Source organism: Pseudomonas sp. K5002, assembly GCF_013386655.1.
In the GTDB taxonomy this organism is placed as follows: domain Bacteria; phylum Pseudomonadota; class Gammaproteobacteria; order Pseudomonadales; family Pseudomonadaceae; genus Aquipseudomonas.
In genome coordinates this window covers 1-10,852 of sequence record NZ_JACARK010000338.1, presented here as the reverse complement: position 1 = coordinate 10,852, position 10,852 = coordinate 1, and the positions used below count along the sequence as shown (strand labels likewise).

The 10,852-nt window shown below is 61.4% G+C and carries 8 protein-coding genes; 2 read left to right on the top strand and 6 right to left on the bottom strand.

Annotated features, from left to right (window positions below; translation table 11 throughout):
- The coding region (locus HX846_RS16585; protein ID WP_178965737.1) for an alpha/beta hydrolase fold domain-containing protein at positions 1-518 on the top strand (518 nt) is incomplete at its 5' end.
- A 50-nt stretch (positions 519-568) separates the two neighbouring features.
- Here the strand turns inward: HX846_RS16585 and HX846_RS16580 are convergent.
- The 5 genes from HX846_RS16580 to pvdM form a co-directional block, all read right to left on the bottom strand.
- Positions 569-2,989, bottom strand: coding sequence for a TonB-dependent siderophore receptor (locus HX846_RS16580; RefSeq protein ID WP_372241987.1), 2,421 nt, complete (start codon positions 2,987-2,989; stop codon positions 569-571).
- 142 nt (positions 2,990-3,131) lie between these two features.
- Positions 3,132-4,781 (bottom strand): cyclic peptide export ABC transporter, encoded by a 1,650-nt coding sequence (locus tag HX846_RS16575; RefSeq protein ID WP_003208548.1) that lies wholly within the window; start codon positions 4,779-4,781, stop codon positions 3,132-3,134.
- Between the two features lie 157 nt (positions 4,782-4,938).
- Positions 4,939-5,814: a formylglycine-generating enzyme family protein gene (locus HX846_RS16570; protein WP_178965736.1), complete on the bottom strand. Its 876-nt coding sequence runs from the start codon at positions 5,812-5,814 to the stop codon at positions 4,939-4,941.
- A 31-nt stretch (positions 5,815-5,845) separates the two neighbouring features.
- Positions 5,846-7,123 carry an aminotransferase class V-fold PLP-dependent enzyme gene (locus tag HX846_RS16565; RefSeq protein WP_003208551.1) on the bottom strand — a complete coding sequence of 426 codons (1,278 nt, stop codon included), beginning with the start codon at positions 7,121-7,123 and terminating at the stop codon, positions 5,846-5,848.
- Between the two features lie 27 nt (positions 7,124-7,150).
- Positions 7,151-8,500: a pyoverdine-tailoring dipeptidase-like protein PvdM gene (gene pvdM / locus HX846_RS16560; protein ID WP_008434503.1), complete on the bottom strand. Its 1,350-nt coding sequence runs from the start codon at positions 8,498-8,500 to the stop codon at positions 7,151-7,153.
- A 152-nt stretch (positions 8,501-8,652) separates the two neighbouring features.
- Between pvdM and HX846_RS16555 the strand changes: the two genes are divergently transcribed.
- Complete coding sequence (locus tag HX846_RS16555; RefSeq protein WP_178965735.1) at positions 8,653-10,281, top strand: PvdJ/PvdD/PvdP-like protein; 1,629 nt, start codon at positions 8,653-8,655, stop codon at positions 10,279-10,281.
- A gap of 44 nt (positions 10,282-10,325) precedes the next feature.
- Here HX846_RS16555 and HX846_RS16550 read toward each other — a convergent pair.
- Positions 10,326-10,852 (bottom strand): TolC family protein (locus HX846_RS16550; RefSeq protein ID WP_178965734.1); only part of this gene is annotated, 527 nt, incomplete at its 5' end.

The following is a 10,852-nucleotide window of genomic DNA, read 5'->3' as shown; positions in this document are numbered from 1 at the left end:
CCGAAGGCCTGGACCTCACCCGCGTGGCTTTCGGTGGCGACAGTGTGGGGGCCACGCTGGCGACGGTGCTGGCGTTGCAGTCGGTGCTCGAGCCCGCGACGCTGGCAATTAAACCCTGCTGGCAACTGCTGTGCTATCCGGTGACGGACGCTTCTACCAATAGCCCGTCGACCGAGCTGTTCGGCGAGGGCTATCTGCTGGAGACCGAGACACTGGAATGGTTCTACCGGCATTACGCCCGGGAGGCGGCGGATCGTCTTGACTGGCGCTTCTCGCCATTGCTGGCGCCGGGGTACCCGGGCATGCCACCGGCGCTGATTGCGTTGGCCGGTCATGACCCGCTGCTGGATGAAGGGCGTGCCTATGCCCGACGGTTGCAGGAACAGGGGTTGGCGGTGGAAGTGATCGAGTACGCCGGGTTGATTCACGATTTCCTGCGCCTGCAGAGCGTGGTGCCGGATATCGACGAGGTGTACGGTCAATTGACCCAGGCATTGCGAGCCGCGCTGGCAGCTTGAGAACAGGCATAAAAAAACCGGGCCAGGCCCGGTTTTTTTGTGGGTGTTGCCTAGAAGTTGTACGTCACGTCAACCGAGGCGACGCGTTCCTGGCCGTAGTAGCAGCCGAACGAGTAGTTGCAGTGGGACACGTACTCGCGGTTGAACACGTTCTGCACGTTCAGGCTGGTTTCCACGCCACGCAGGCTTGGCGATACCTTGCTCAGGTCGTAGCTGACGGTGGTGTCATAGACCACAAAGCCCGGGACCTCGAACGAGTTGGCAGCATCACCGGGTTTGGGGCCGGTGTAGCGGGCGCCGGCACCGAAGGTCAGGCCATTGAGTACCGCCTGGGTGAAGTGGTAGTCAACCCACAGCGATGCCGAAACCGGAGCCTGTTGCTCGGTGCGGTTACCGGTGTTGCCGTAGTTGTTCTTGATGTAGAACGCGTCGAGGTAGGACGCAGCAGCCAGTACGTCGACGTTGGCAATCGTCGATTTGACTTCCAGTTCAACACCGCGGGAGCGAACCTGGCCTTGCTGGACCGAGTACTGGGTGTACTCGTTATCCTGGCTCAACACGTTTTTCTGCTTGATCTGGTACACGGAAGCCGTGATCAGCGTCTTCTCGAACGGCTGGTACTTCACACCCACTTCGTACTGTTCGCCTTCGGTCGGCGCGAAGGCCTTGCCGCCACGTTCGGGCGCGGTAGTGCCAACGGTCGGCAGGAAGGATTCGGAGTAGCTGACGTACGGCGCCAGCCCGAAGTCGGTGACATAGGTCAGGCCGACACGGCCGGTGAACTTGTTGTCACGCTGTTCGGTGATGGAGTTTGCAATCAGGTCCTTGTTTTCAACTTCGGCCCAGTCCTGACGGCCACCAATGGTCAGGATCCACTTGTCCAGTTTGATCTGGTCCTGCAGGTAGACGCCGGTCTGGCGCACGGTGTTGTCCCACTTGGTGGTTTTTTCCGGGGTCAGGCTGCTGGTGTCGTAGTTGTTGTTTTCGCCGTAGAGGTTGATCGGCAGTACGTTGTAGGCGTTGTAGCCGGTGTATTTGCGGTTGAAGTTGCGATAATCCAGGCCGACCAGGGTGGTGTGCTCCAGCGCGCCGGTGTTGAATTTGTATTCCAGGTTGTTATCGATGGTGTAGGCGGTGTTGTGCTGGCGCCAGTCGAGTTTGACACGGTTGGCCCGGGTCTGGTCGACCGCGCCGGTGACTGCATCGGTGACGAAGCTGCGCAGGTAGAAGCCTTTATAGTCGTCGCGTACGTCGGTGTAGCGGGCGGTGGAGCGACCTTTCAGGTTTTCGCTGAAGCTGTGGGTCAAGTCGTAGCCCAGGATGAACTGGTCACGTTTGTAGTCGTTGTATTTCGAGTCGCCGGAGAAGAAGTTGCGGTCGATGCGTTTGCCGTTGGGGCCGCGCTCGAGAGAGCCGATCATTGGCAACGCCTGATAGTCTTCCAGGCCTCGGTCCCGCTGTATCTGCGCCAGTACGGTCAGGGATGTGTCGTCGTTCGGGGCCCAGGTCAGGCTGGGTGCCAGCAGCATGCGTTCGCTGTGGGTATGATCGACCTGCTGGTTGCCTTTCTTCGCGACGCCGACGATGCGATAGCTGAACTCTTTCTGATCGTCGAGCGGGCCGCTGGTGTCGAATGCGCCGTTGACCCGGTTGTAGCTGCCGGCACCGATCTTGACCTCGCTGCGTTGTTCGGTGGTTGGTCGCTTGGAGACCATGTTGATCAGGCCGCCTGGCTGGTTCTGGCCAAAGAGCACCGACGATGGGCCCTTGAGCACTTCGATGCGCTCCAGGGTATACGGATCGATTTGCGGGGCGCCGCCGAGGCTGCCGGCATAGGGCAAGTAAGCGCCGTCCAGGTACAGCTGGGTAGGGGCGAAGCCACGGCTGGTGATTTCGTCGGCGATCGCGTTGCGGTCGGTGAAGCCGCCGGTGTTCAGGCCTGGCGTGTAGCGCAAGGCCTGGGTCAGGTTGAGTGCGCCCTGGGTTTCGATCTGTTTAGCGGTGACCACGTTGACGGTTTGCGGGATTTCCAGGAGGGGCGTATCGGTCTTGGTGCCGGTGGCGCTGCGGGTGGCAACGTAGCCGTCCACGGGGCCGTAGGCCGATTCAACAGCCTGGCCACTGATGGTGGTGGCACCCAGCTCCAGTGAATCACCCGTTGCCCGGGCACGTACGGTGACGGTGTTGGCTTGAACGGTGAACACAGCGCCGGTCCCCACCAGCATCTGCGACAACGCCTGTTCAGGCGACAGCCGGCCGCTCACCGGCTGGCTGTGCTGGCCCTTTACATCATCGGCGCTGTACAGCACTTGCATGTTCGACTGGGTGCCCAGTGCCTGCAGGGCGCTTGCCAGCGATTGTGCCGGGATATTGAAGTTGATCTCCTGGGCCTGAACCTGCGCACTGAACGGCAACGCCAGCGCCATGCTGAACGCGGTGGCGCTGAAGCCCGGCTGCAGCATACGGCGCATGAACAAGGCTTTGGTAAAACGTGGAATCCCCGCAATTGCTGACATTGTGCTCACTCTTACTGGTTTTAATGGTTGCGTAGTTGTTAGCGATTCTTAATTAGACGCATGAGGCCGGAAAAACCAGAATGAGAATCTAACTTATTCATGCCGGTTGCAGTTCGGTGGCTACTTTCCCGGCTTCCATGCGGACCAGTTGGTCGGCAATGTCGAAGTAACGATCGTCGTGGGAAATCACGATGATGGTTTTGCCCAGGCGCTTGAGATCCGGCAGCAGCTCGGTGTAGAAAATCCGCCGGAACGTCGGGTCCTGGTCTGCGGCCCATTCGTCAAACACCAGCACCGGGCGTTCCTCCAGCCATGCATTGACCAGCGCCAGGCGCTTGCGCTGGCCGGTGGACAGGTCGGTGGTGGTGAACGAACCGTCACGCACGCTGACCTTGTGGCCGATTTCCAGGCGCTGCAGGTATTGGTTGGCATCTTCGGGAATATGGGTATCGCCCTGCACCACGTCGTCGAACAGGTAGTAGTCAGCGAAGATCGTGGTGAACAACTGGCGATAGTCGTCACGTGTCACTGCCGTCACGGGCTGCCCGTTGAGGCGGATTTCTCCCTGCTGCGGGGCGTACAGGCCTAGCAGCAGCTTGATCAGGGTGGTCTTGCCGCATCCGTTTTCGCCGACAATGAAGATGATGTCGCCTTGCTCGATCTTCAGGTTGACCGGGCCCAGGCGAAACGGTGCGCTGCCTTCGGTGGCGGGGAAACTGTAGGACACGTCCGTCAATTCCAGGCTGTGCACCGGCGTACTCTGGTTGCCTTGGTCGCTGAGCAGCAGGTGGGGTTCGGGCGAGGAAAACTGCTCCGACAGCGCGGCGATACGGCGGAATGCGATCTGCGCGCGGCTGACGATTGGCAGGGTGCCGATCAGATGCTCCAGCGGCCCTTTCATGTACAGCAGCACCAGCACAAAGCCGCTCATCACTGATTTGTCGGCACTCGGCCACAGTGATTGCAGGGCGAGTGCCAGCCCGATGACCACGAAAAACAGCATGGAGCCGAGGGTCTTGGCGACGACGAAAATATTCACCGAACGAATTTGTGTGTCGCAGATTTTGTCGGCGGTGCTTTCTATCCCCGACACAAACATGCGGTGCCTGCGCGGACGATGGATGCGCAACTCCTTGGCGCCCTCGGCGATGGAATTGTAGTGTTTCTGCAGTTCGTCTTCGGCGTCGCGGGCCTCCATGAAGCCTTTGATTCCCCGGCCCCGGGCGATGTACTGGACGACCGTGCCGATGATGATCGCGACCACCATGATCAAGAACATCGGCCATGACAGCATCGCCAGGTAACCCATGCAGCCAAGGGTGACGGTCAGCGAAATGGCCAGCGGGGCAAAGGCGAACGCGAAATCGCTGATGGTGTCGACGTCGTGGGTGAGCACCGGGATCAGGCGGTGGCTGCGGTAGCGCTCAATCTGTTCGATGGGCGCCGACAGGACTTTTTCCCCAAGCTCCTTGCGCAGCCGGGCGATGATCTTTTGCCCCACATAATTGGTGCCGATATCGGAAAAGATCGAACTGACCAGTGCCAGCAGGCAGAGGCCGGCAAAGGCGCCGACCACGGTGTTGGTCAGGCCGTTGTCGGCGTGCAGCACGGTATTGATGGTCGCCAGCAATACCGTGACGCTGAGGCCGCCGACCATGCCGAGCAGAATGGAGCCGACAACGATCAGCCGAAAGGGTTTGAGCAGGGTGAACAATTCATTGATCACCCCACGTGTTGGTTTGCTCATGGAGGTTCCCTGCTTGAAGATCGGCCGGGCCCGGCTTCGGTCGCGGGCTCGGCCTGGGTGGCATAGAGGGCGGTGGTGCGCCGCAATGCGTTGCATGACGGGTCACACACACCTGTAAAACGACTGGGGGGAGGGTTAATTTAGAGGGCTGGCTGCCTTACAGGTCCCGCACGACGCGAAAGCCGATCCAGTCACCGCGGTTGTCCGGTACCAACGCATTGCGGTTGCCGGAGCGGGAGAACACGGGGGCTTCACCCCAGTCGTTGCCGCGGATGCGTCTGAACTGGCATTTACCGGTCAGCCAGGCGCTGCCGTCGCTTGGGGCGCCGACGTAATCGTCGTTGTAGCAATCGGCTGTCCACTCGTAGACGTTGCCGTGCATGTCGTACATGCCGAATGCGTTGGGCGGGTAGCTGCCCACCGGGGACGAGTAGCTGTAGCCATCCGCCGGGCCGTAGGTGTTGGCATGCTGGGCAATGCTGTAGCCCTTGCCCTCGTCGAACGGGAAGGGGAACGGGCCGGCGGAGCCGGCGCGGGCGGCGTATTCACGTTGGGCTTCGCTGACCATCTGGTAGTGATGGCCGGTTTTCTTCGATAGCCAGGCGACGTAGTTCTGCACATCCTCGAAGTCCATGCACACGGCAGGTTGGCGCGGCCCCTGGGGGTAGCGCGGCTTGCTGGCGACGCACTCGCGGCCGGGTCGTTCATCGCCATTGGCAATCTTGACCCCGGACTGGCGTACATAGCTGTCCCACTCGCCGGCGGTGACCTGGAAGCGGCTCATGGCGAAGGGCTTGGCAAAGGTGACCGGGTGCATCGGGCCTTCATCAGGCTCGCGGCCCACTTCGTCTTCCGGGGTGCCCATGGTGAACGTACCGGCGGGCAACACGACCATTTCCGGGCAGTCCTTGCAGTCCTTGAACACTTTACCGGGTGTCGGCGTGGCCGCCTGGGCCAGGCCCGGTAGCAGGGCACTGCACAGTGTTGTCAGAATCACTGCGGCCAGCGGTTTCAGGTGCGGGTGATGGTTCATGGGAGCATCTCGCTGAAATGGAAAAGAGGCGTCACAACCGTTGGCTCAGCAACGTCATGAAGCGCTGGATCTCGGCCGATGTGTTGAGCAGGCCCGGGGAAGTGCGAATCACCGGGCCGGCGTCCCGATATACCGAGTCGATCACTACCCGGTTTTTCATCATGTGGGCGGCCACGTCGCGGCTGTCCTGGCCGTTGACCCGGAAGAAGGTGAAGCCTGCCGACAACTCGCTGCTGCGGGGTGTCACCAGCTCTATCTTCGAGTGCGCCAGCAGTTGGGTCTTCAGTTCGTCGTTGAGCTGATGAATGCGTGCCTGTACCTGCGGCTTGCCCAACTGCAAGTGCAGTTTGAAGGCTTCATCCGCAGCCCAGCGATGTTCAAAGGCGTGGTAGCCGCCGGGTGTCATGGTGGTGGCGAAGTTGGTGTCTTCGGAGAAGGTCGGCACCATCGGTGTCACGTCGGTGTTCTGCTCCGAGCGGGCGCAAATGATCCCGGTGCCCCGCGGGCCGAACATCCACTTGTGGGTGCCGGCAATGAAAAAGTCGCAATGCATGTCCGGGAAGTCGAGGTTCTCGACGCCAAAGCCATGCACACCATCGACCACGTAGAGGATGCGGTCCTTGTCGTCACGGTTGCGGTTGTGTTCATCCACCAGCTTGCCGATCGCGCCGATCGGCAGCTTGACGCCGCTGCCGGATTGCACCCAGGTCATGCCGAGCACCCGGGTATTGGGGCGGATATTGCGCTCGATAGAACCGAGCACTTCATCGACGGACACCGAATGGGCGCTCTCGAACAATTTGATCTTGCGTACCTGGGTGCCTTCCTTGCGTACCCGGAAATCGAGGCTGTAGGCGGTGGCGTAATGTTCGTGAACAGTGGTGAGGATTTCCTGGTCGGGGCGTACCTGGATCCCGCCGTAAATCATCGCCAGGCCTTCGGAGGTGCTGCCGGTCAGGGCTATCTGGCCGGGCCTGGCATTCAGGTAGCGGCCGGCCCATTCGCGCACCTGGCCTTCACGCTTCCATGTCTCTTGCAGGTCCCAATCCATGGCCAGGCCGGGGTTGCGGTCGATCTGCGCGCGGTAGCGCTCGATGGCCTCACGCACCGGCTTGGGGTGCGAGGCCACCAGGAAATTCGAAAAGTGCAGGTAGTCCGGGTCCTGGGTAAACAGTTGGCGAAAGCCTGCCCAAGGGTCGCCAGGTGGTGCCGCATTGCCTGCCAGTGCCTGGGGGATGATGGCAGTGCCCAGCGGCAGGCTCGCGGCGAGAAGCCCGGCCTGCTTGAGAAACGTACGGCGGTCGGTCATGAATTCACTTCATTCATTGAGGGTGGTTCAGCGGTTGGCCAATGGCTTGGCAGCTTTTTGTACCTGGTCCCAGACCCGCAGGAAGTTGCCTCCCCAGAGCTTGGCGATATCGGCTTCGGAGTAGCCGCGCTGGATCAGTTCCGCAGTCACGTTGCGCACTTCGCCGACGTTCTCCCAGCCCTTGAGGCCGCCGCCGTCGTTGAAGTCCGAGGCGATGCCGACGTGGTCGATGCCAACCTTGCGCACGGTGTAATCGATGGCATCGCCCAAGTCCTTGAGGGTGGCCTTGGGTTCTTCTTCGAGGATGGCGTACAGCGCACTGGCGTATTGGCCAAACTTTTGTTCTGGCCAGGCCGAGATGATCGGGTCGCCGGGCATCAGGGCTACGGCCAGGTTGGGCAGTGGCGGCAGGTCGAAGCGCGCGCGCAACGCGTTGAGTTTGTCCTGGGTGGGCTGGCTGAGGGGGCGCAGGTAAGCTGGGAAGCCCACCACCTGAACGACACCGCCGCTGTTCTTGATCAGTTGCAGTTCCTTGTCGCTGAGGTTGCGCGGTATGTCCACCGACGCCCGTGGCGCCGAGTGGGAGGCCACCATCGGTGTGCGGCTCAGTTGCGCAACTTGCTCCAGGGCCTTGGTGGACATCTGCGAGACATCAATGATTACCCCCAGGTCGTTGAGGCGATGCACGGCTTGCTTGCCGATATCCGAGAGGCCGTCGAGGGCATCGGGTGAGTCATTGAAAAACGGCAGTGGGCGTGACGAGTCCGACCAGGCGTTGTTGCCGATGTAGCTGAAGCCGAACATGCGCATGCCGCGCGCGGTCCACAGGTTCAACTGATTAAGGTCATCACCCAGCGGGTAGGCGTTGAGCATGCTGATAAAGATCGCAAACTTGCCTTCGCCATGCAGACGCCGGAAATCATCCGGGGTGTAGGCAATGCCCACTTGGTTGGGGAAGTCGCGAACCATGCCGGAGATGATCTTGTAGCGAGTCTCCTGCTGGTGGCGGGCTTCTTCGACAAAACCCGCGGTGGGCTTGTGGGGCGCATTGGGGCCGTTCCACATTTCCGGCCAGCCGAAAATCGTCAGGGCTGCACCCGACAGGCGCCCCCGGCTGGCCTTGGCCAGGTCGAACTGGCCGCTGCCGTCCTTGTCGGCTTCGTTGCCGGCGGTACCAAAGTTGAGCGGCACGGTGATGTGACTGTCGAACGACAGCAGGCGGTCCTGCATCTCATTGGCCTGCTTGATTACCGCCAACGGGTACCCGGCATTGCCCCTGAACCAATGGTCCCAAGCCAGGAATCCGGCCCCGGCGCCAATGGCCAGGACCAGCGGCAGGCCGAAGTACAACGCCTTTTTCGAACGTGGTTTTGTCATTGCCATCTCAGTCAGTTGAGGCCTTTGCTATCTGGGATGAACGAGCGATGGGCGGGAAAATTTAAGCCTGGGAGGCGCGGTGCTAAATTTCCCCTGTCAGCGAACGTTCTAGCTTGGATAAAGCCTGCTTGATGGCTGACACAGGTAAAGCAATGACGATTTCTCGACGAGGGTTCATCGCCGGCCTGGCGCTGACTGGCGCTGCAGTGCCTGCGGCCTTTTATGCCCATCGCGAGCTGACGCGTGAAGAGTTTCCGATTACCCCGGGCGAAGCCACGGTGGATCTGGCAGACACCGCCGGCCAGCATTTGGCGGACAGCCTGCGTGGCGTTTGGCATGTGCAGTTGGCAGGCCGCGATGCCGGCCTGAAAGGCCTGCCCCTGGAGGGCCTGGAATTGCTCCTCGACGTTGCCCCGCGTGGGCGTGGCCTGCGGGGCTACCTCGACACTGGCGAACAACTGCGTGCCGACGGCGAGCCGCGCTATCGTGTGTTGGGTGACCTGACTCCCGGAGACGGGGCGCATCTGTACTGGCGCCTGATCGACCGCGATGCCGTGGACGGGGCTCCAGCCTACGAGTTCACAATGACCCTTGATGAAGTCTGGGCCGAATTCGGTAACGCCGGCAGCGGCACCCTGAGTGGGCAGATCCTCAGCCTGGACCGCCCATTGGCCCTGCTCGAACGGGACAATCATTTTGTCGCCACCAAGCGGCTGTTTCCCGAGGCGCGTGAGCGCATCGGTCTCAACCCGGTTCTATTGGCCTGGTTGATTGCTCCCGAACATCGCCTGTTTCACCAGCTCTGGCACGCTTCCCGTGACCAGTGGCACAAACTCTCCGAAGACAAGCGTAATGCCTTGCGGGGGATCGGCTGGCAGCCTGGTCCGCGTGACCGGGAGCGCGATGCACGGGGGCCGCGCAAGGATCGCAACGGTTCGGGCATCGACTTCTTTTTCATGCATCGGCATATGCTGGGCGCCGCACGTTCGATGCAGGACTTGCCATCGTGGACGTACTTCCCTCAGCCACAGCCGGGGCTGGAGCGTGATCGCCAGGGGTTTGTGCGTTATTTCGACAATCATGACGGTTTCGCGTTGCCGCCTACCTGGATGGCGGCGAATGACAGTGCGTATACCCAGTGGGTCAGCGATATCAAGGCGGCCGAGACTTACCACAGTAACTTTGAGGTCTGGGAGTCGCAGTACCGCGACCCGCGCTACCTGGCGAAACTCACCTTGGGGCAGTTCGGCTCGGAGGTGGAGCTGGGCCTGCACGACTGGCTGCATATGCGCTGGGCCTCAGTGCCGCGGGACCCGTCCAACGGCGCGCCGGTGCCTTTTGCACGGGACCCGGCTGACTTTGCCGCGCGTTGGTACGTGGCAGAGAATGACTTCCTTGGAGATCCGTTTTCTTCTCACGTGAATCCGGTGTTCTGGCGTTTTCATGGTTGGATCGATGACCGCATCGAGGATTGGTTTCGTGCCCACGAGCGTTTTCATCCAGGTGAAGTGAGCCGGCTGGAGGTCAACGGCGTGCCCTGGTTTGCGCCGGGGCGCTGGGTGGAGGTGGATGACCCGTGGCTGGGGCCGGACACCCATGGTTGCAGCACCACGCCGGGGTTGCAGATGGGCAAGTCGATGGAGATGGACCCGGAAACCATGAAGCTGGCGCTGCGGATTACCTTCGGGGCGGATGAGGACAAGCTGGCCGAGCTGTTTCGCAAGGTGCCGAAGCGTCCCTGGTATGCGCGGCATTTGAAGGTCAAGGAGCGGGTGCTCTAAAGGGCGCCGCTCAACGGTGGGAGCCGGGCAAGCCCGGCTTTCATTCAGTTGATCGTGCTTGCTGGCACCTGCCAGCCGCCCCCCAGCGCCTTATACAGCGCAATGCTTGCGTTCAGCCGTGATCGGCGCAATTGCACATTCAAATCCTGCGCCGCGTATAACGTACGCTGCGTCTCCAGCACCGTCAGCAGATCCTCCGCTCCGGCCTCGTATCGGCTCTGGGCAATCTCGAAGGCAGTCTGCGCCTCCCTCAGTTCCTCGCTCTGCCACTGACGCTGCGCATCCAGCCCGCGAATGCTGCTCAGGGCTTTTTCCACATCGGCAAAGCCATTGATGATCGCTCCCCGGTAAGTCTGCAGCAGCTCATCCTGACGCGCCCGGGCCTTGTCCCGCTCGGCGCTCAGGCGACCATTGTTGAAGATCGGTGCGACCAGGCCGGAAGTGAGGTTGTAGAACGGGCTGCGTAATACGTCGCCGAGCTTATCGGCGCCCGAGCCAAGGTCGGCACTGAGGGTGAGGGTGGGCAACATGGCTGCCCGGGCGACGGTGACGTCTGCCTGGGCTGCTGCCA